The sequence below is a fragment of the Nocardiopsis suaedae genome, from assembly GCF_027706745.1.
Classification (GTDB): domain Bacteria; phylum Actinomycetota; class Actinomycetes; order Streptosporangiales; family Streptosporangiaceae; genus Nocardiopsis_A; species Nocardiopsis_A suaedae.
Genome location: NZ_JAQFWP010000010.1, coordinates 54499 through 75446 on the forward strand (window position 1 = coordinate 54499; position 20948 = coordinate 75446).

The window sequence follows — 20948 nt, forward strand, 5'->3', positions numbered from 1 at the left end:
ACGGCGCTGGATGAGGAAAGGACGCCCTGGGTGAGCGCGGAGAGGTCGACCGCAGTCGGTTCCGTCCCCGACGAGGTGCGCGAGCGCCATGCCGAGCTGTCGCAGGAGATCGACGACCACAGCTACCGGTACTACATGAAGACGCCCGTCATCTCGGACGCCGAGTACGACGGGCTGATGGGCGAGCTGCGCTCGATCGAGGACCGCTACCCGCAGCTGGTCACGCAGGACTCGCCGACGCAGAAGGTCGGCGCGCCCATCAGCAACCTGTTCGCGCCGGTGGAGCACCTGCGCCGGATGGAGAGCCTGGACAACGCCTTCAACGCCGAGGAGCTGGCCGCCTGGGCGGCGCGGGTGGAGGGCGAGGCGCCGGTCGACGCCTACCTGTGCGAGCTGAAGATCGACGGCCTGGCCATCGACCTGGTCTATGAGAACGGGCGGCTGACCACCGCCGCCACCCGCGGCGACGGCCGGGTGGGCGAGGACATCACGCTCAACGCCCGCACCATCGCCGCTCTCCCCGAACGGCTGGACGAGAGCGTGCGCCCGGCCCCCGAGCTGCTGGAGGTGCGCGGCGAGGTCTTCCTCCCGGTGGCCGAGTTCGAGGAGCTCAACCGCCGCCTGGTGGCCGACGGCAAGGCCGAGTTCGCCAACCCGCGCAACGGCGCCGCCGGGTCGCTGCGGCAGAAGGACCCGCGGATCACCGCCACCCGGCCGCTGACCATGATCTGCCACGGCGTGGGCGAGCACCGCGGCGTGGACTTCGCCCGCCAGTCGCACGTGTACGACATGCTGCGGGACTGGGGGCTGCCGGTCAGCGACCGCTACAGGGTCCTGCCCGACCTGGACGCGGTGGCCGAGTACGTGGCCCACTACGGCGACCACCGGCACGACCCCGCCTACGAGATCGACGGCGTGGTGGTCAAGGTCGACGACGTGGCGCTGCAGCGCCGCCTGGGCTCGACCAGCAGGGCGCCGCGCTGGGCGATCGCCTACAAGTACCCGCCCGAGGAGGTCACCACGGAGCTGGTGGACATCCGGGTGAACGTGGGCCGCACCGGCCGGGTCACCCCCTACGGGGTGATGGAGCCGGTGCGGGTGGCCGGGTCCGAAGTGGAGTTCGCCACCCTGCACAACGCCCAGGAGGTCGAGCGCAAGGGCGTGCTCATCGGCGACACCGTGCGGCTGCGCAAGGCCGGGGACGTCATCCCCGAGATCCTCGGTCCGGTCACCGAGGCGCGGGACGGCTCCGAGCGGGCCTTCGCCATGCCCGAGGCCTGCCCCGAGTGCGGCACCGCGCTCGGGCAGCAGAAGGAGGGCGACGTCGACCTGCGCTGCCCCAACGCCCGCTCCTGCCCGGGGCAGCTCCGCGAGCGGCTGTTCTACATCGCCGGGCGCAAGGCGCTGGACATCGAGACGCTGGGGTACGTGGCGGCCACCGCGCTGACCCAGCCGCTGGAGCCGTCCGAGCCGCCGCTCAAGGACGAGGGCGACCTGTTCGGCCTGTCGGTGGAGCGGCTGCTGCCCATCCGCACCCTGGTTCTGGACCCCGACACCACCGAGCCCAAGCTCGACCCCAGGACGGGCGAGCGCAAGGTGGTGACGTTCTTCGCCAACCAGGACGGCGAGCCCAAGAAGACCGTGGAGAAGCTCTTCGAGGAGCTGGAGGCGGCCAAGGAGCGGCCGCTGTGGCGGGTGCTGGTGGCGCTGTCCATCCGGCACGTGGGGCCGCGCGCCGCCGAGGACCTGGCGCGCCACTTCCGGTCGATGGACGCCATCGAGGCCGCCACCGAGGAGGAGCTGGCCTCGGTGGACGGTGTGGGCCCCACCATCGCCTCCTCCATCCGGGAGTGGTTCTCCGAGGACTGGCACCGCGCGATCGTGCGCAAGTGGCGCGAGGCCGGGGTGCGCATGGAGGACGAGGGCGCCGGGTCGGGGCCGCGGCCGCTGGACGGGGTGACCCTGGTGGTGACCGGCTCGCTGGAGGGCTACAGCCGGGACGGCGCCAAGGAGGCCGCCGCCGAGGCCGGGGGGCGGGTGACCGGATCGGTCTCCAAGAAGACCGATTTCCTGGTGGCCGGGGAGAGCCCCGGGAGCAAGTACGACAAGGCCCTGAAGCTGGGGGTTCCGGTCCTCGACGAGGAGGGCTTCGGGGTGCTGCTGGCCGCTGGGCCGGATGAGGCCAGGAAGCTCGCGCGCGTCGCCGACGACGGGGAGGAGACCGGCTGACCGGGCGTTCTTCCGGAATCGGGCGCAAACCTCCAAGGCTCACCTAAAGTCCTTGTGCGGCGACAGCAGGTGATGAAGCGTCGTAAGCTGTGCCTGGAAGGTACGAGAGGGGGTGCCCGGAACGCGATGAAGGACCCGAACAACACCCGTGACGTGGGCCCGCGGGTCGGCACGCCGCTCTGGCTGTACCTGGCGGGCACCACGGTCGCCGGGTGCGGCCTCCTCGGCGGGTCCCTGGTGTGGACCGGCCCCTCGGGCCTGGCGGCGCTGGCCGATGAACCGCTCGTCTGGGTCGTGCTGTGCATGGTCGTCATCGGTGAGCTGCGGCCCATCGCCACCCCGAACGCCCCGGCCACCAGCGGCGCCCCCACCTCGCTGCCGTTCTCCTTCGCGCTGCTGATCTTCTTCGGGCTGCCCGCGGCGGCCCTGGTGCAGGCGGTGGCCACGGTGGTGGCCGGGATCGCCCGGCGGCACGCCGCCCACCGCACCGCCTTCAACCTCGCCCAGTACGTGCTGAGCTTCGGGGTGGCCGACGCCGTCATGCGGCTGTTCCACCCCGCGGCCTCCGCCGGGCCGTGGGTGCCGCAGGGCGCCGAGCTGCTGCTGGTGGGCCTGGCCGGGGCCGCCTACTTCGTCACCAACCTGGTGCTGGTGGAGTGCGCGGTGGCCATGCACGAGCGGGTGCCGCTGCACAGCGTGCTGGGCAAGGACATCGGCCAGCGGCTGTTCGTCAACGCGGTGCTGCTCAGCCTGGCCCCGCTGGTGGTGGCGGCCATGGTGCACTCCATCTGGCTGGTGCCGCTGTTCGCCTTCCCGCTGGCCGCGCTGTACACCAGCGCCACCCTGTCGGTGAAGCGCGAGCACCAGGCCAACCACGACGAGCTCACCGGGCTGGCCAACCGCAAGCTGCTCATCCTGCGCACCCAGCAGGCCCTGGGCGAGGCCCGCCAGCGCCACCACCGGGTCGGCCTGCTCCTGCTCGACCTGGACCGGTTCAAGGAGGTCAACGACACCCTGGGGCACCCCACCGGGGACCGGCTGCTGCAGACCGTGGCGCTGCGCCTGACGCACAGCGTGCGCCCCGGCGACCTGGTGGCCCGGCTCGGCGGGGACGAGTTCGCGGTGCTGCTGCCGCAGGTGCGCGACGCCGCCTCGGCCCGCGAGGTGGCCGCCCGGCTGCGGGTGGCCCTGGCCGAGCCGGTGCGGCTGGACGGGATGGACTTCGACCTGGAGGCCAGCGTCGGCATCGCGCTCTACCCCAACCACGCCCCCGACTTCGAGCTGCTGATGCAGCGCGCCGACGTGGCCATGTACGTGGCCAAGGAGGCCCGCACCGGGGTGGAGCTGTACGCCCCGCACAAGGACCGCAACTCCACCGCCCGGCTCAGCCTCTTCGGCGAGCTGCGCCGCGCCCTGGTGGAGAAGGAGCTGGAGATGTTCTACCAGCCCACCGTGGACCTGTCGGACCGGCGGCCGGTCGGGCTGGAGGCGCTGGTGCGCTGGCGCCACCCGCGCCGCGGGGTGCTGGACCCGCACGAGTTCGTGCCGCTGATCGAGCAGTCCTACCTGATGCGCGGCTTCACCCACGAGGTGCTGGAGCAGACCCTGTCCCAGGTGGCGCGGTGGCGGGCGGAAGGCGTGGAGCTGCCGGTGTCGGTGAACCTGTCCGCGCGCGAGCTGCTCGACCCGGCCCTGCCCGATGTGGTCGCCGCCGGGCTGCGGCGGCACGGGGTGCCGCCCGCGGCGCTGCGCCTGGAGATCGGCGAGCGGGTGATGGTCGCCGAGGCCGACGCGGTGGCCCCGGTCATCCTGGCCCTGTCCGACCTGGGGGTGCCGCTGTCCCTGGACGACTTCGGCACCGGCTACTTCACCCTGGCCCGGCTCAACGGGCTGCCGGTGCAGGAGATCAAGATCGACGGCTCGTTCGTGCGCCGGGTGGAGGAGGACGCCGACGGGCGGGTGATCGTCGCCTCGGCGATCGACCTGGTGGGCACGCTGGGCATGCGGGCGGTGGCCGAGGGCGTGGAGTCCGAGGGGGTGGCCGAGGCGGTGGCCGCGATGGGCTGCCACGCCGCCCAGGGGCGGCTGTTCTCCCCGCCGCTGGAGGCCGCCGAGGCGGCCGCGTGGCTGCGCGCGCACGGGGGCGCCCACGACGGCCATAGGATTGAGGCGCCCTGACTGCAAGAAGAGAACGGTTAGCAATCCATGTCCGCCATCACCCGTGATGAGGTCGCGCACCTCGCCCGGTTGTCGCGGCTGGCGCTGAACGAGGACGAACTCGACCACCTCGCCGCCCAGCTCGATGAGATCATCTCCGCGGTGGCCAAGGTCCAGCAGGCCGCCGAGGGCGACATCCCGCCGAGTTCGCACGCCCTGCCGCTGGCCAACGTCCACCGTCCCGACGAGGCCCGGCCCGGCCTCACCCCCGAGCAGGCCCTGGCCGCCGCACCGGCCGTCGAGGACCAGCGCTTCCGGGTCCCGCAGATCCTGGGGGAGGAGGAGTGATGGGCGCCGAACTGATCCGCATGACCGCCGCCGAGCTCGGCTCGGCGATCGCCGCGGGGCAGGTGTCGGCGGTGCAGGCGGCCGAGGCCTACCTGGACCGCGTCGCGCTGGCCGAGCCGGAGGTCAACGCGTTCCTGCACGTGGACCGGGAGACCACGCTGGCCCAGGCGCGCGCGGTGGACGAGCGCCGCGCCGCGGGGGAGGACCTGGGCCCGCTGGCCGGGGTGCCGGTGGCGCACAAGGACGTGTTCACCACCACGGACATGCCCACCACCGCGGCCTCCCGCATCCTGGAGGGGTACCGGCCGCCCTACGACGCCACGGTCACCGCGCGGCTGCGCGAGGCCGGGCTGGTGGTGCTGGGCAAGACCAATATGGACGAGTTCGCGATGGGCTCGTCCACGGAGAACTCGGCCTTCGGCCCCACCCGCAACCCGTGGGACGCCTCCCGGGTGCCGGGCGGCTCCTCCGGCGGCTCCTCGGCGGCCGTGGCCGCCTTCGAGGCGCCGCTGGCCACCGGCACCGACACGGGGGGCTCCATCCGCCAGCCCGCGGCGGTGTGCGGCCTGGTGGGCGCCAAGCCCACCTACGGCGGCTCCTCCCGGTACGGGCTGATCGCCTTCGCCTCCTCGCTGGACACCCCGGGCCCCTTCGCCCGCAACGTGCTGGACGCGGCGCTGCTGCAGGAGGCCTTCTCCGGGCACGACCCGCGCGACTCCACCTCCATCGACGCGCCGGTGCCGCCGGTGGCCGAGGCGGCCCGCCGGGCGGACGTGGCCGGGCTGCGCGTGGGCGTGGTCAAGGAGCTGTCCGGGGAGGGGTACCAGGCCGGGGTGCTCACCCGGTTCCAGGAGAGCGTGGAGCTGCTGGAGTCGATGGGCGCCAAGGTCGTCGAGGTGTCCTGCCCCAGCTTCGACACCGCGCTGGCCGCCTACTACCTGATCGCGCCCAGCGAGTGCTCGTCCAACCTGGCCCGGTTCGACGCCATGCGCTACGGGCTGCGCACCGGCGACGACGGCACCCGCAGCGCCGAGGAGGTGATGGCGCTGACCCGGGCCGAGGGGTTCGGACCGGAGGTCAAGCGCCGCATCATCCTGGGCACCTACGCGCTGTCCAGCGGCTACTACGACGCCTACTACGGGTCGGCGCAGCAGGTGCGCACGCTCATCAAGCGGGACTTCGAGGCGGCGTTCGAGGGCGTGGACGTGCTGGTCTCGCCGACCGCGCCGACCACGGCGTTCCCGCTGGGCGAGCGGACCGGTGACCCGATGGCGATGTACCTGGCCGACCTGTGCACCATCCCGACCAACCTGGCGGGCAACGCGGCGCTGTCGGTGCCCTGCGGGCTGGCGCCCGAGGACGGGCTCCCGGTGGGGCTGCAGGTGATGGCGCCGGCCATGGCCGACGACCGCGCCTACCGGGTGGGCGCCGCGGTGGAGGCGGCGCTGCGCGACCGCAGCGGGGCCGACTTCCTCAGCGGCAGCCCGTACGCGGTCTGAGCGGGCACCGGCGGACACGCAGGACACGAAGAAGGGGCGGAGGGAAGACCCTCCGCCCCTTCCGTGCGCCTCAGGCCGTCGGGCCTCAGACCTCGCTGGAGGCCTTGCGCTTGCGGCCGAAGTAGATCGCCGCGGCGCCGCCGCCGACCGCGGCCACGGCCGCGCCGATCAGGCCGTACAGCGCGCCGCCGGTGACCGGCAGGCCGCCGCCCTGGTCCTCGTCGCCGCCGCCGGGCGCGGGCTTGTCGTCGCCCTCGTCCTGGCCGCCGTCGCCCTCGTCGCCGCCGCCGTTCCCGCCGTCGTCAGGGGTGGACGGGGAGGGGGAGGGGCTGGGCTGCTCGTCGCCGTCGTCGCCGCCGTCGTCCGGCGGGGTCTCGCCGCCGGAGGTCCAGGAGACCTCGGCGCCGGCGGTGATCTCCGTCTCGGAGCTGTCGGCGGTGATCAGCGTCTGGGTGGCGGGCTGGCCGTCGACGCCGCGGAACAGGCGGCCGACCTCGACGGTGGCGGTGATGGTGCCGGAGAAGGAGGCCTCGCCGTCCTCGGCGCCCTCGGGGACCTTGACGCCCAGCGTGTCGCCGTCGGCGGCGGCCTCGACCGGCTCGCCGCTCTCCACGTCGACCAGCTGGAAGCCCTCAGGGGCGTCCAGCTTCAGCGGCACCGAGTCGGCGCTGGTCTCGACGGTGAATTCGCCGATGGTCTCCCCGGCGGCGCCCTCGGCGGCCTCGGGGGTGATGGTCAGCGACGCCTCCGGCTCGGGGGTGTCGGACTTCTCGGCCTGCTCCACCAGGTGGGCGTAGAGCGCGTCGACGTTGGCGCCGTGCTTGCCGCCCTCGGTCAGCTTCGTGCCGTTGCTGAAGTGCCAGACCGCGGCCTGGGTGCCGGCGACGGCCTCCTTCTCGGTCAGGCCCTCGATGCCCGCGGCCTCGGCCAGGTCCGCGACGCCGACCGTGGGGAAGGAGGACTGCAGGACGGTGTGCACCTTGCCGGGCTGGGCGAAGTCGCCCTTGCCGGGGTAGGTGTCCCAGGCGTCCTCGCGGTACTCGGCGCCGCCGCGGATCGCGGTCTCGGCGTCGATGCAGTAGGTCTGCAGGGTGGCGCCGTCGTCCAGCTGCAGCTTGAACAGGTTGGTCTGGATCTTTCCGTGGTTCTCGGTCTCGACGGCGATACCGCCGGGGCCGTTGCCCACGTACTTTCCGGTGGCGCCGTCGGCCAGGGCCGGGGCCGAGGACAGGCCGAAGGCCAGGGCGGCCGCTGCGGTCACCGCGGTGGCCGCGACGAAGCGGCGGCCGCGGCGGGCGGCGTGGGGGTGGACCGTAGTGATCAAATCGCGTCCCGGGTCTCGTATCGGGGAATGATGCGCCGGGCCCTCCCGGACCGGTGAATTCCGAGGTCGAGAGGGGTCGGCCGGGGAAGCGCGCACCCGGGTTGTGTCGAGCGGGTCCGTCTCGGGTGCGTCGGGATCGCCTGAGCCGCGGGATGTCTCGGGGCCGCGGGGCGAATGCGTCACTTCCGCACCGCCCGATCCTAGCGACCCGATTCCGGACTTCCAACAGGGTTCGCGGAATTCTCGGTAACAATGCCTGAACTGTGCGGTTCGTGCAGCTCAGGAAAGGGGATCAACGGTATTTGGTCCGAAAACGGACATGCGTCAAACGTGACCGGAACCACGGAGGCGCGGGCGGCGCCCTAGCGGCGCCGCTTGAGGAGCCGGGCGGCCACCAGCGCCGCGGCGCCCGCGGCCGCCAGGCCGCCGCCGATCGCCAGCAGCCCGCCCAGCCAGGTCCCGGTCAGCGCCAGGCCGCCGGAGGCCTCGGTGTCGGCCGCCCCGCCTTCGGGTGCGGCGGGAGCGGGGGAAGGGGGCGGCGCGGGGGAGGAGGGGGCCTCCGGCCGCTCGCGGGCGGGGACGTGCGAGGAGGCCTGTGGCATCGGTGCGGCCCCGGGTGCGCCCTCGGGGGCCGGGGCGGACCAGTCCGCCTTCACCTCGGCCGAGGCGCCGGTCAGCGCCTCATCGGCGGCGACCACCGGCAGGGTGGCCACGCCGTCGCGCCCGGAGAAGGCGCGGCCCGGGGACAGCGCGGCGGTGCCGGCGCGGGCGTGCACGGTGGCCACCCCGGCGCCCGGGTCGGCGGGCACGTGCAGGTAGAACTCCTCGCCGTCGGCGACCTCGGAGACCGTCTCCCCGTCGGCGTCGGCCAGCCGGGCGCCGGGCGCGCCGTTGACCGCCACCCGGACCGGGCCGGTTCCGGTGGTGCTGACCCGCAGCGGGCCCAGCGGGGCGGCCGGGTCGGCGCCGGAGATCCGGTCCGGGGCCAGGGCCAGGGTGGGCGCGGCGGGGGCGTCCGGGGCCCGCTCGGCCTCGGAGACCAGGTGCCGGTAGAACCGCTCCACGCGGGGGTCGTTGCCGCCGCTGCCGCCGGGCCCGGCCAGTTCGGCGCCGTCGGTGAAGTGCCACACGGCCGCCTGGGTGGCGGCGATGGCCTGGCTCTCGTTCAGCCCCCCGGCGCCCGGGGCGTCCAGGTCCTCCAGGCCGACGGAGGGGTAGGAGTGGGCGACCACCCAGGCGACCGGTCCGGCGGCGTCCTCGGGCGCCTCCAGCGCCTCGAAGCCGGACTCGACGTAGGCGGCGGAGTGGTCCACCTCCCCGTCGAGGTCGGCGCCGTAGGCGGGGACCGAGGCCGAGTCGTCGATCCGCAGGCTGTAGAGCGCGGTGGCCACGCTGTCGCCGCTCTCCAGGTGCACCTGCGCGCCCTCGGTGACGGCCCGCTCCACGCGGGCGGGGCCGTCCGGGGAGGCCGCGGCGGCCGGGGCCCCGGAGCAGGCCAGGGCGGCCGCGCCGAGCAGCGCCGCGGCGGCTGCGGCCGGGCGGGCGGGTGCGGCGGTCGGGGTGCGGGGCACGGCGGTGCGGGCTCCTTCGGGTCGGTCGGGGTCGCGGTCAGGGTAACCGGAGGGGCGCGCGCGTCCAGGAGGAACCGCGCGTGGGAGCCGAATCGTGCGCGTGCTGTGACATTCCGCGCCCGTCGTCGCCGGTGCCCGGCCATCGGTAGGCTTCTCATGAGGTCCCGCGGGTACGCGGGAGGAATTCCACGACGACGGAAACGGGTAGTGCGGCGATGGTCAGCGCGGTAACGAACGGCACTGCCGCGGGCGCGGCGCCGGTGGCGTACGACGACGCGGTGCGGCGGTACGAGCCGGTCCTCGGGCTGGAGGTGCACATCGAGCTGGGCACCGCCTCGAAGATGTTCTGCTCCTGCCCGACCGCGTTCGGAGCCGAGCCCAACACGCAGGTGTGCCCGGTGTGCCTGGCCCTGCCCGGCGCCCTTCCGGTGGCCAACGCCACGGCGGTGGAGAGCGCGATCCGGCTGGGCCTGGCGCTGGACTGCTCGATCGCCTCCTGGTGCCGCTTCGCCCGGAAGAACTACTTCTACCCGGACATGCCGAAGAACTACCAGATCTCCCAGTACGACGAGCCGCTGTGCAGCGACGGCGCGCTCGACGTGGAGGTCGACACGCCCGAGGGGCCGCGCACCTTCCGTGTGGAGATCGAGCGGGTCCACATGGAGGAGGACACCGGCAAGAGCACCCACGTGGGCGGCGCCACCGGGCGGATCCACGGCGCCAGCCACTCCAACGTGGACTACAACCGCGCGGGCATCCCGCTGCTGGAGATCGTCACCAAGCCCATTCCCGGCGCCGGGGACCTGGCACCCCAGGTGGCCCGCGCCTACGTGGCCGAGCTGCGCGCGCTGGTGCGCTCGCTGGGCATCTCGGACGTGCGCATGGAGGAGGGGTCCCTGCGCTGCGACGTGAACGTGTCGATCAACCCGGACGGCGCCGGCGAGTGGGGCACGCGCACCGAGACCAAGAACGTCAACTCGCTGCGGTCGGTGGAGCGCGCGGTGCGCTCGGAGATCGAGCGGCAGGCCGGGGTGCTCGACGCCGGGGGCCGCATCGTCCAGGAGACCCGCCACTTCCAGGAGAACACCGGGACCTCGGTCTCGGGCCGCTCCAAGGAGGAGGCGCAGGACTACCGCTACTTCCCCGACCCCGACCTGGTGCCGGTCGCGCCGGGCGCCGACTGGGTGGAGGAGCTGCGCGCGGGCCTGCCCGAGCTTCCGGCGGCCCAGCGCGCGCGGGTGCGCACCGAGTGGGGCCTCAGCGACGAGGAGCTGCGCGACTTGGTCAACGCCGACGCCATCGAGCTGGTCGAGGCGACCGTGGCGGCGGGGGCCGACTCGGGCGACGCCCGCAAGTGGTGGCTGAACGAGCTGTCCCGCCGCGCCTCGGAGTCCGAGACGGAGCTGGCGGCGCTGGCGATCACCCCCGCGCAGGTGGCCCGGGTGTGCGCGCTGGTCTCCTCCGGCGAGCTGACCAACAAGCTGGCACGCCAGGTCGTCGACGGGGTGCTGGCCGGGGAGGGCGCCCCGGACGAGGTGGTCGAGGCCCGCGGGCTGAAGGTGGTCAGCGACGACTCGGCGCTGGGCGGGGTGGTCGACCAGGTGATCGCCGACAACCCGGACGTCGTGGAGAAGATCCGCGGCGGCAAGGCCGCCGCCGCGGGCAAGCTGGTCGGGGACGTGATGAAGGCGACCCGGGGGCAGGCCGACGCGGCCCGCGCGCGCGAGCTCATCCTGGAGCGGATCGGTTCGGCCTGATCAGGGGCCGGTGCCGTCTCTCAACCCGAGCGTGACCTTGGGTGAATAGCCTGGTCGCTCCCGGCCCGTGCCGCGGAGGCGGCACGCTCTGCGCCAACGACCGGAAGGGTGCCCATGAAGACGGCCGTCGCCAAGGGCGACCAGCGGCTCTGGCTCGGCGCGGTCGCGGTGCTCACCGTGGTCTACGCGCTGGGCACGCTGGTGCAGGTGGCGCCGGGGACGACGCTGACCTCGCGGCTGGGCCACTGGCCCATCGCGGTGGCCGCCGCGCTGGCCGCGGCGTCCCTGCTGACCGGCGCCCGGCGCCGGGCCGGGACCGCCGCCGACGACCCGATGGTCTCCGACGGCGCCGACGGCACCGCCGCGCTGCGCTACCTGGGGCTGGCCGCGGCCGCCTGGAGCGCAGGGGCGGCCACCTCGGCCGTCACCGGCCTGCTCACCACCAGCCCGGCGGTCTCGCTCACCCTGGGCGACCTGTTCAGCCTGGTGGCGCTGGCGCTGTTCGCCCTCGGGTTCACCCGGCTGGCCCCGCTGCCGCAAGGGCTGCGCCCGGCCACCCGGCACCTGACCGACTCCTACGTGGCCGCGGCGGCCCTGTTCGCCGTGGTCTGGCTGCTGCTGTTCGCGCGGCTGTACAGCGAGCTGGGCGAGGGCGGGGAGTACCTGGGCTTCGCCCTGGTGTACCCGGTCGCCGACATCGCGGTGCTGTGCCTGATCGCGCCGCTGGCCTTCACCTCGCCGCACAGCACCCGCCGGGCCGTGGTGATCGCGATGGCGGCGTTCGTCATCGTGGCCGGGGCCGACCTGATCGGGGCGGTCACCCGGCTGACCGGCGACGCCCCGGCCGGTGGGATCGAGTACCCGGTGCGGCTGCTGGGCTTCGCCCTGCTGGGCGCGCTGCCGTGGCTGATCCGGGACCGGGCGGGGGCGCGGCCGCGCCGGATCACCGGCCGCGGTCTGTACCGGTTCGCCCCGGAGATCGCGGCGATCGCCGCGCTCGGGCTGGCCACGGTGGTGCTGACGGTGGCGGCGCTGAGCCTGACCGGGGTGGCGGCGGTGCTGCCGCTGGCCGCCGGGTCGGCGGTGCTGGTGCTGCTGGTGCGCATGTCGGGGATGCTGGAGGAGAACGGCACCCTGAACCGGATGGTGCTCACCCGCGAGGCGCACTTCCACGAGCTGGCGCGCAACAGCGGCGACGTCATCCTCATCCTGGACGACGACGGCGGGGTGTTCTACGTCAGCCCCGGCGCGCCCGAGGCGTTCGGCTACACGCTGGACGACCTGGTGGCCGAGCCGGTGACGGCCATCGTGCACCCGGAGGACCTGCCGCGCACGGCCGGGGCGGCGCGCCTGTTCGAGCGGGGCGGCGGCGCCGACAGCGTGCACCTGCGGCTGCGGGTGCGGGCCGGGGACGGCACCTGGCGGCACACCGAGTCCACCGTGTCGCTGTACGAGCAGCCCGGCGAGCCGGACCGGCTGCTGGTGACCACCCGCGACATCAGCGCCCTGGTGGCGCTGGAGGACCAGGTCAACCACCTGACCTTCCACGACGGCATCACCGGCCTGCCCAACCGGGCCTACCTGGAGGAGCGGGCCCGGGACATGATCGCCCGCCGGGAGCGGGCGGCCGCCTCGGGCGAGGAGGCCGGCTCCGGCGAGATCGCCGCGATCTTCCTCGACCTGGACGGGTTCACCGCGGTGAACGACTCGGCCGGGCACACCTTCGGCGACTACCTGCTGGCGCAGGCGGCGCGGCGGCTGCGCGCCGCGTCGGCCTCCGGCATGACCCTGGCCCGGTGGGGCGGGGACGAGTTCGCGGTGCTGGTCGAGGGCGGCGCGCACGCCCAGCGCGTGGTCGACCTGGCCGAGCGGCTGGGGCGGGCGATCGCCGCCGAGCCGTTCCAGGTGGCCGACCGGGAGGTGGTGCTCACCGCCAGCTCCGGGGTGGCCTTCGCCGAGTCCGGGATGGACGCCGGAGAGCTGATGCGCAACGCCGACATGGCGCTGGCGCGGGCCAAGGAGCAGGGCGGCGGCCGCCTGGAGGTGTACGCCGCCGACATGCACGCCCAGGTGGTGGGGCGCCTGGAGCTGCAGGCGCGGCTGCGCCAGGCGCTCGCCGACAAGGAGTTCACCCTGGAGTACCAGCCGGTGGTGGACCTGGAGAGCTCGCAGGTGACCGCGGTGGAGGCGCTGGTGCGCTGGCGCCGCACGGACCCGGCCGACGGGGACGGGGACGGGCGGGCCGCCGAGCGGCTGCTGCTGCCCGAGGAGTTCATCGGCGCCGCCGAGGAGTCCGGGCTGATCGTCCCGCTGGGCGAGTGGGTGCTGCGGGAGGCCTGCGCCAAGGTGGCGCTGTGGCGGGCCGCCGAGTGGGACATCGGGCTGAGCGTGAACCTGTCGGTGCGCCAGATCCTCTCGCCGCGGTTCGTGGAGACGGTGGCCGACGCGCTGGAGGAGAGCGGCCTGCCGGCGCGCGTGCTGACGCTGGAGGTCGACGAGGAGGTCCTGCTGGAGGACCCCGGGGAGGCCGTGGAGCGGCTCTCGGCGCTGCGGCGGCTGGGGGTGCGGCTGGCCATCGACGACTTCGGGATGGGGTACGCGTCCCTGGCGCACCTGCGCGAGCTGCGGGTGGACGAGATCAAGATCGACCCGTCGTTCGTGCGGGACCTGGGCGCCGACGGGACCGTCACGCTGCTCACCCACACCATCGTGCGGCTCGGCCAGGACCTGGGGGTCCAGGTGGTGGCCGAGGGGATCGAGCGGCCCGAGCAGCTGGAGAAGCTGCGCTCCATGGGGTGCGGCCACGGCCAGGGGTTCCTGGTGGCCCGGCCGATGGCGGCCGCGGGCGTGGAGGCGCTCGTGGGCGGCGGCGCGGGCATTCCGCTCTAGAAGGTGTCCGAAATGTGGACCCAGGGTGCGGCGCGCTCGGCGCCGCGCTGCGTATCCGCAGGTCATAAGGGGTTTGTTCGGTTCTCGCCGGGCGCGGTATGCGACACGTCACATCTCATATCGTGAGACAAAACCCGGAATCGGTTGACGCCCGCCCCCGCGTTCGCCAAGGTTGACACCGTGCAGAGCAACACCACCCTCATTCTCGTACTTGGTCGGCGCGCAGCCAGCTGACCGAGTAGACGCTGCTGCGCGCCACCCTCCGACCGCACCCGCGGTGGAGGGTTTTTTGTTGCCACGGCTGGACCGACCCCCTGGATCGCGACCGAAGGATCTTTCGATGACCGAGCGCATGACCGGAGCACGTTCGCTGATCAGGTCACTGGAGCACGCCGGCGTGGACACGGTGTTCGGGATCCCCGGAGGGGCGATCCTCCCCGCCTACGACCCGCTCTACGACTCCCGGCGGGTGCGGCACATCCTGATGCGCCACGAGCAGGGCGCCGGGCACGCCGCCGAGGGCTACGCCTACGCCACCGGCCGCCCCGGGGTCTGCATGGCCACCAGCGGCCCGGGCGCCACCAACCTGGTCACCCCCATCGCCGACGCCCACATGGACTCGGTCCCGATGGTCGCCATCACCGGCCAGGTCGCCACCCCCATGATCGGCACCGACGCCTTCCAAGAGGCCGACATCAGCGGCATCACCATGCCGATCACCAAGCACAACTTCCTGGTCAAGGACGCGGCCGAGATCCCGCGGACCATCGCCGAGGCCTTCCACATCGCCTCCACCGGCCGCCCCGGCCCGGTCCTGGTCGACATCGCCAAGGACGCCCTGCAGGCCGAGGCGGAGTTCGCCTGGCCGCAGCGGCTCGACATGCCCGGCTACCGGCCGGTGACCAAGCCGCACGGCAAGCAGGTCCGCGAGGCCGCCCGGCTGATCGCCGAGGCCCGCCGCCCGGTGCTCTACGTCGGCGGCGGGGTGCTGCGCGCCGGGGCCCACCAGGAGCTGCGGGTGCTGGCCGAGCTGACCGGGGTCCCGGTCGTCACCACCCTGATGGCGCGCGGCGTCTTCCCCGACTCCCACCCCCAGCACCTGGGCATGCCGGGCATGCACGGCACCGTCCCGGCGGTCGGCGCCCTGCAGCGGGCCGACCTGGTGGTCGCGCTCGGCGCCCGCTTCGACGACCGGGTCACCGGGCGGCTGGACAGCTTCGCCAAGGACGCGGCCGTGGTCCACGCCGACATCGACCCGGCGGAGATCTCCAAGAACCGCCACGCCGACGTGCCGATCGTCGGCGACTGCCGGGAGGTCCTGGCCGACCTGGTGGTCGCGGTCCGCAAGGACCAGTCCGAGGACCGCCGCGGCGACTACGCGGCCTGGTGGGCCCAGCTGGAGCGGCTGCGCGAGGAGTACCCGCTGGGCTACCAGCCGGCCGAGGAGGGCGGGCTGGCCCCGCAGCACGTCATCCGCCGCCTGGGCGAGATCGCCGGGCCCGAGGCCACCTACGTCGCCGGGGTCGGCCAGCACCAGATGTGGGCGGCCCAGTTCATCGGGCACGAGCGCCCCGGGGCCTTCCTCAACTCCGGCGGGCTGGGCACCATGGGCTTCTCCGTCCCCGCGGCGCTGGGCGCCAAGGTCGGCGACCCGGACCGCGCCGTGTGGGCGGTCGACGGCGACGGGTGCTTCCAGATGACCAACCAGGAGCTGGCCACCTGCGCCGTGGAGGGCATCCCGATCAAGGTCGCGGTGGTCAACAACGGCAACCTGGGCATGGTCCGCCAGTGGCAGACCCTGTTCTACGAGGGCCGCTACTCCAACACCAACCTGCAGACCGCGCCGGTCGAGGAGGAGAAGGTCCGCATTCCCGACTTCGTGCGCCTGGCCGAGGCGTACGGTTGTGTCGGCCTGCGGTGCGAGCGGCCCGAGGACGTCGACGCCACCATCGAGAAGGCGATGGCCGTCGACGACGCCCCCGTCGTGGTCGACTTCTCGGTCCACCACGACGCGATGGTCTGGCCGATGGTCGGGCCGGGCGTGAGCAACGACGACATCCAGTACGCGCGCGACATGGCGCCGGACTGGGGCGACGAGGACTGAGCAAGCGACGAGACGAGCAGAAAGGGCAGCCGTCCCCATGAGCCAGCACACGCTCTCCGTCCTCGTCGAGGACACCCCGGGCATCCTCGCCCGTGCTTCGGCGCTGTTCTCGCGCCGCGGCTTCAACATCAACTCCCTCAGCGTCAGTACCACCGAGTACGAGGGACTGTCCCGCATGACGATCGTGGTCAACTGCGACCGCCACCCCTTGGAGCAGGTGACCAAGCAGCTCAACAAGCTCGTGAACGTCATCAAGATCGTCGAGATGGACGACGACGCATCGGTCCGGCGGGAGCTGCTGCTGGCCAAGGTCAAGGCCGACGCCGCCAGCCGCCCCCACGTGATCCAGACCGCGGAGCTGTTCCGCGCGAACATCGTCGACGTCCACGCCGACGTCGTCGTCATCGAGGCGACCGGCAAACCCGAGAAGCTCGACGCGCTGATCCGCAACCTGGAGCCCTACGGGATCAAGGAACTGGTCAAGTCGGGCATGGTGGCCCTGGGCCGGGGCCCCCGGTCGATCACGGACCGCTCGCTGCGCCCCGTGGAGCGGAGCGCCTGACCCCGGCGCGGCGCAGGAAGACGAAGAAGAACACGAGCAAGGAGCACGCCGACGTGGCAGCACAGATGTACTACGACGACAGCGCCGACCTGAGCGCGGTCCAGGGGCGCAGGGTCGCCGTGATCGGCTACGGCAGCCAGGGGCACGCGCACGCGCTGTCGCTGCGCGACTCCGGGGTGGACGTGCGCATCGGCCTGGCCGAGGGGTCCACGAGCCGCGCCAAGGCCGAGGAGGAGGGCCTGCGGGTGCTCACCCCCGCCGAGGCCACCCGCGAGGCCGACCTGATCATGGTGCTGGTCCCCGACCACATCCACCGCGACCTGTACGCCGAGGAGATCGCGCCCAACCTGAGCCCGGGCGACGCGCTCTTCTTCGGCCACGGCTTCAGCATCCGCTACGGCCTGATCCAGCCGCCGGCCGACGTGGACGTGGCCATGGTCGCCCCCAAGGGCCCCGGCCACCTGGTGCGCCGCCAGTTCGAGGAGGGGCGCGGCGTCCCGGTGCTGGTCGCCGTCCAGCAGGACGCCTCCGGCTCCGCCTGGGACCTGGCGCTGTCCTACGCCAAGGGCATCGGCGGCACCCGCGCGGGCGCGCTGAAGACCACCTTCGAGGAGGAGACCGAGACCGACCTGTTCGGTGAGCAGGTCGTGCTCTGCGGCGGCCTGGCCGAGCTGATCAAGGCCGGGTTCGCCACCCTCACCGAGGCCGGGTACCAGCCCGAGGTCGCTTACTTCGAGTGCCTGCACGAGGTCAAGCTGATCGTCGACCTCATGTACGAGGGCGGCATCTCCAAGATGAACTGGTCGGTCTCGGACAACGCCGAGTACGGCGGCTACACCCGCGGCCCGCGGGTGATCACCGAGCAGACCCGCGAGGAGATGCGGCGCATCCTGGCCGAGGTGCAGGACGGCACCTACGCCCGTGAGCTGGTGGCCGAGTTCGACGCCGGGCGGCCCACCTTCCTCAAGCGGCGCGAGGCCGAGCAGGCCGAGCCGATCGAGAAGGTCGGGGCGGAGCTGCGTCCGCTGATGAGCTGGCTGAAGGGCTGAGTCCGGCGGGCCGGGCCGGGGGCGGGCGGCACGCGCCGCCCGCCCCGTCGCATCTGGGGAAGGATCACAACCCGCGCCCTCCCCGCCCGCGATCCCGACCTGCGGACTAGACTTTTGTCGGCCGACGCACCCGACGCAGACCGACTGGCAACCATAAGGATCACGCTGTGCCCAAGCCCTCCGTACTCGTCGCGGAAGAACTCTCGCCCGCCGGACTCGCTCTTTTGGAGGGGGACTTCGACGTCCGCCACACCACCGGCGCGGACCGGTCCCAGCTGCTCCCGGCCCTGGCCGACGTGGACGCGCTGATCGTGCGCAGTGCCACCCAGGTGGACGCCGAGGCGCTGGCGGCCGCACCGAAGCTCAAGGTCGTCGCCCGCGCGGGGGTCGGCCTGGACAACGTCGACGTGGACGCCGCCACCAAGGCCGGCGTGCTGGTCGTCAACGCCCCCACCTCCAACATCGTCAGCGCCGCCGAGCAGGCGGTGAACCTGCTGCTGGCCAGCGCCCGCAACACCGCCCCCGCGCACAACGCCCTGGTCAACGGGGAGTGGAAGCGGTCCAAGTACACCGGCGTGGAGGTCTACGACAAGACGGTGGGCGTGGTCGGCCTGGGCCGCATCGGCGCCCTGGTCGCCCAGCGCCTGTCGGCGTTCGGCACCAAGCTCATCGCCTACGACCCGTTCGTGCAGCCCGCCCGGGCCGCGCAGATGGGCGTGGAGATGGTCAGCCTGGACGAGCTGCTGCGGCGCTCGGACTTCATCACCATCCACCTGCCCAAGAACAAGGACACCCTGGGCCTGATCGGCGACGAGGCGCTGCACAAGGTCAAGCCCGAGGTGCGGGTCATCAACGCCGCCCGCGGCGGCATCCTCGACGAGGACGCGCTCTACCGGGCGATCAAGGAGGGCCGGGTGGCCGGCGCGGGCATCGACGTGTGGGCCAGCGAGCCGTGCACCGACAGCCCGCTGTTCGAGTTCGAGAACGTGGTGGTCGCCCCGCACCTGGGCGCCAGCACCCACGAGGCCCAGGAGAAGGCCGGGACCCAGGTGGTCCGCTCGGTCAAGCTGGCGCTGGCCGGGGAGTTCGTGCCGGACGCGGTCAACGTGCAGGGCGGCTCGGTGGCCGAGGAGGTCAAGCCGGGGCTGCCGCTGGCCGAGAAGCTGGGCCGGATCTTCACCTCGCTGGCCGGGGGGCTGCCCGACCGCATCGACGTCGAGGTGCGGGGCGAGATCGCCGCGCACGACGTGAAGGTCGTGGAGCTGGCCGCGCTCAAGGGCGTGTTCGGCCCGGTCGTCGAGGAGGCGGTGACCTTCGTCAACGCCCCGCTGCTGGCCAAGGAGCGGGGGGTGGAGGTGACGCTGTCCACCGGCGACGGCGACTCCGACTGGCGGAACCTGATCACCGTGCGCGGGGTGCTGGCCGACGGCCGCCGGGTGTCGGTGTCGGGCACCCTGACCGGGCCGCGGCACACCGAGAAGCTCGTCGAGGTCAACGGGTACAGCATGGAGATCGCGCTCAGCGACCACATGGCGTTCCTGTCCTACGACGACCGCCCGGGCATCGTGGGCACCGTGGGCGCGCTGCTCGGCGAGTCCTCGGTGAACATCGCGGGCATGCAGGTCAGCCGGGACGAGCAGGGCGGCAAGGCGCTGATCATCCTCACCGTGGACACGGCCATCCCGGGCGCCACGCTGGAGGCGATCTCCACCGAGATCCGCGCCGAGACCACCCGCCAGGTGGACCTGGAGGACTAGCGCCTCCCCGCCGCACGCAGACTGCACTGACGCGGCGGCCGCCCGGTGGACCGGGCGGCCGCCGCCGTCGTCTCCGCGGGTTTCCTCCGATGGATCCCGCGGGGCTTCTGGTGAGAAGTTCGGACATCCGATATTCTGTCGTCCGAGTAAATCCGTCGGCGCGACTCCGCGCCGCGGCCGCGCGCACCGCCGCCCCCGCCCGCAACTCGGGTCCGGGCCCGGCGCCGCCCCGCAGGACCACTTCCGCGGGCGCCACCCATGCGCGATCTCTGAGTGCGACCGCACGCGTCCTTTTCCCTGCTCCACTCTTCTCTTTTCTCCACTCCACGACGCTTGTGAGGACCGCCGTGTACGACACCGCAGACACTCCCGCCGAGGACCGCGACGAGGCCGCCCGCGCGCTGCAGGACGCCTTCGAGCGCAGGGACAACGGGGCGCCCCAGGGGCGCTGAGGCGCTACAGTTGTCTCAGAGAACGTAACGCCGGTCTCGGCATGTGAGACATGCTGGGACCGGCCCGACCCGATAGGCAGGGCACATGGCAGCGCGCAGCGTGAATCTGGCCGTCATCCCCGGCGACGGGATCGGTCCCGAGGTCGTCGCCGAGGGCCTGAAGGTGCTCGCGGCCGCCGCCGGGGACGACCTCGCCGTCGGGACCACCGAGTACGACCTGGGGGCGCGCCGGTACCACGCCTCGGGCGAGGTGCTCCCCGACGCGGTGGAGGCCGAGCTGCGCGGCCACGACGCGATCCTGCTGGGCGCCGTGGGCGACCCCTCGGTGCCCAGCGGGGTGCTGGAGCGCGGGCTGCTGCTGCGGCTGCGCTTCGCCTTCGCGCACTACGCCAACCTGCGCCCGGTCAAGCTGTACCCGGGCGTGGCCACCCCGCTGGCCGACCGGACCCCCGAGGACATCGACATGCTCGTGGTCCGCGAGGGCACCGAGGGGCCCTACGCCGGGATGGGCGGGGTGATGCGCAAGGGCACCCCCGACGAGATCGCCACCCAGGACAGCGTCAACACCCGCATGGGCGTGGAGCGGGTCGTGCGCTACGCCTTCGCCAAGGCCGCCGAGCGGCCCCGCCGCCACCTGACCCTGGTGCACAAGGACAACGTGCTGTCGTATGCCGGGGACCTGTGGCAGCGCACCGTACGCGCGGTCGGCGCCGAGTACCCGCAGGTCACCGTGGACTACTGCCACGTGGACGCGGCGGCGATGTTCTTCGTGAACCGGCCCGAGCGCTTCGACGTGATCGTCACCGACAACCTGTTCGGCGACATCATCACCGACATCGGCGCCGCCGTCACCGGCGGCATCGGCCTGGCCGCCAGCGGGAACGTCAACCCCGAGGGGGACTTCCCCAGCATGTTCGAGCCGGTCCACGGGTCGGCCCCGGACATCGCCGGACAGGGCGTCGCCGACCCCACCGCCACGGTGCTCTCGGTCGCCCTGATGCTGGAGCACCTCGGGCTGCCCGCCGCCGCGCGCCGGGTGGAGGCCGCGGTCGCCGAGGACCTGCAGGTGCGGGCCAAGGAGGGCGGCGAGCGCACCACCGCCCAGATCGGTGACGACCTGGCCGGCCGAGTAGCCGGGCAGGGCTAGCCGCATTCGCTCGAGCGCGGCCCGCCCTGCACCGCCGGGCGGGCCGCGCCGGGGATCCTCTCCCCTCCGGGGCGCGCCCGGAGTGCGCCGGTGCCCGGCCGGA

General features: G+C 73.3%; 13 protein-coding genes. 11 read left to right on the plus strand and 2 right to left on the minus strand.

All coding sequences use genetic code 11. From position 1 onward, the window contains the following. Positions 1 to 30: 30 nt before the first annotated feature. From ligA to gatA, 4 genes are all read left to right on the plus strand, one after another. Positions 31 to 2229 carry an NAD-dependent DNA ligase LigA gene (ligA, locus tag O4U47_RS07485; RefSeq protein ID WP_270676889.1) on the plus strand — a complete coding sequence of 733 codons (2199 nt, stop codon included), beginning with the start codon at positions 31 to 33 and terminating at the stop codon, positions 2227 to 2229. Between the two features lie 126 nt (positions 2230 to 2355). After that, positions 2356 to 4407, plus strand: coding sequence for a putative bifunctional diguanylate cyclase/phosphodiesterase (locus tag O4U47_RS07490; protein WP_270676890.1), 2052 nt, complete (start codon positions 2356 to 2358; stop codon positions 4405 to 4407). Between the two features lie 27 nt (positions 4408 to 4434). Then, a complete protein-coding gene (gene gatC / locus O4U47_RS07495; protein WP_017625672.1) occupies positions 4435 to 4734 on the plus strand; it encodes an Asp-tRNA(Asn)/Glu-tRNA(Gln) amidotransferase subunit GatC in 300 nt (99 codons plus the stop codon). Then, a complete protein-coding gene (gene gatA, locus O4U47_RS07500; protein WP_270676891.1) occupies positions 4734 to 6233 on the plus strand; it encodes an Asp-tRNA(Asn)/Glu-tRNA(Gln) amidotransferase subunit GatA in 1500 nt (499 codons plus the stop codon). Before gatC ends, gatA begins: the two co-directional genes overlap by 1 nt. A gap of 85 nt (positions 6234 to 6318) precedes the next feature. On the opposite strand, the gene O4U47_RS07505 is transcribed toward gatA, so the two are convergent. Both O4U47_RS07505 and O4U47_RS07510 read right to left on the minus strand, forming a co-directional pair. Continuing rightward, positions 6319 to 7557, minus strand: coding sequence for a thioester domain-containing protein (locus O4U47_RS07505; RefSeq protein WP_270676892.1), 1239 nt, complete (start codon positions 7555 to 7557; stop codon positions 6319 to 6321). Positions 7558 to 7919: 362 nt separating this feature from the next. Further along, positions 7920 to 9128 (minus strand): thioester domain-containing protein, encoded by a 1209-nt coding sequence (locus tag O4U47_RS07510; protein ID WP_270676893.1) that lies wholly within the window; start codon positions 9126 to 9128, stop codon positions 7920 to 7922. A 215-nt stretch (positions 9129 to 9343) separates the two neighbouring features. Between O4U47_RS07510 and gatB the strand changes: the two genes are divergently transcribed. The 7 genes from gatB (at position 9344) to O4U47_RS07545 (ending at position 20845) form a co-directional block, all read left to right on the plus strand. Further along, a complete protein-coding gene (gene gatB, locus O4U47_RS07515) occupies positions 9344 to 10885 on the plus strand; it encodes an Asp-tRNA(Asn)/Glu-tRNA(Gln) amidotransferase subunit GatB (RefSeq protein WP_270676894.1) in 1542 nt (513 codons plus the stop codon). 114 nt (positions 10886 to 10999) lie between these two features. Further along, entirely contained in the window at positions 11000 to 13774 is a 2775-nt protein-coding gene (locus tag O4U47_RS07520) for a putative bifunctional diguanylate cyclase/phosphodiesterase (protein ID WP_270676895.1), read from the plus strand. 340 nt (positions 13775 to 14114) lie between these two features. Further along, a complete protein-coding gene (locus O4U47_RS07525; RefSeq protein ID WP_270676896.1) occupies positions 14115 to 15878 on the plus strand; it encodes an acetolactate synthase large subunit in 1764 nt (587 codons plus the stop codon). A gap of 37 nt (positions 15879 to 15915) precedes the next feature. Then, on the plus strand, positions 15916 to 16440 hold the full coding sequence (gene ilvN / locus O4U47_RS07530; protein ID WP_270676897.1) for an acetolactate synthase small subunit: 525 nt from the start codon (positions 15916 to 15918) through the stop codon (positions 16438 to 16440). A gap of 53 nt (positions 16441 to 16493) precedes the next feature. After that, the gene (gene ilvC, locus O4U47_RS07535) at positions 16494 to 17489 is read left to right on the plus strand and encodes a ketol-acid reductoisomerase (RefSeq protein WP_270676898.1); all 996 of its coding nucleotides are present in this window, start codon (positions 16494 to 16496) and stop codon (positions 17487 to 17489) included. Positions 17490 to 17656: 167 nt separating this feature from the next. Then, positions 17657 to 19246 carry a phosphoglycerate dehydrogenase gene (gene serA, locus O4U47_RS07540; protein WP_270676899.1) on the plus strand — a complete coding sequence of 530 codons (1590 nt, stop codon included), beginning with the start codon at positions 17657 to 17659 and terminating at the stop codon, positions 19244 to 19246. A 537-nt stretch (positions 19247 to 19783) separates the two neighbouring features. Further along, entirely contained in the window at positions 19784 to 20845 is a 1062-nt protein-coding gene (locus O4U47_RS07545) for a 3-isopropylmalate dehydrogenase (protein ID WP_270676900.1), read from the plus strand. The last annotated feature ends 103 nt before the right edge of the window (positions 20846 to 20948 follow it).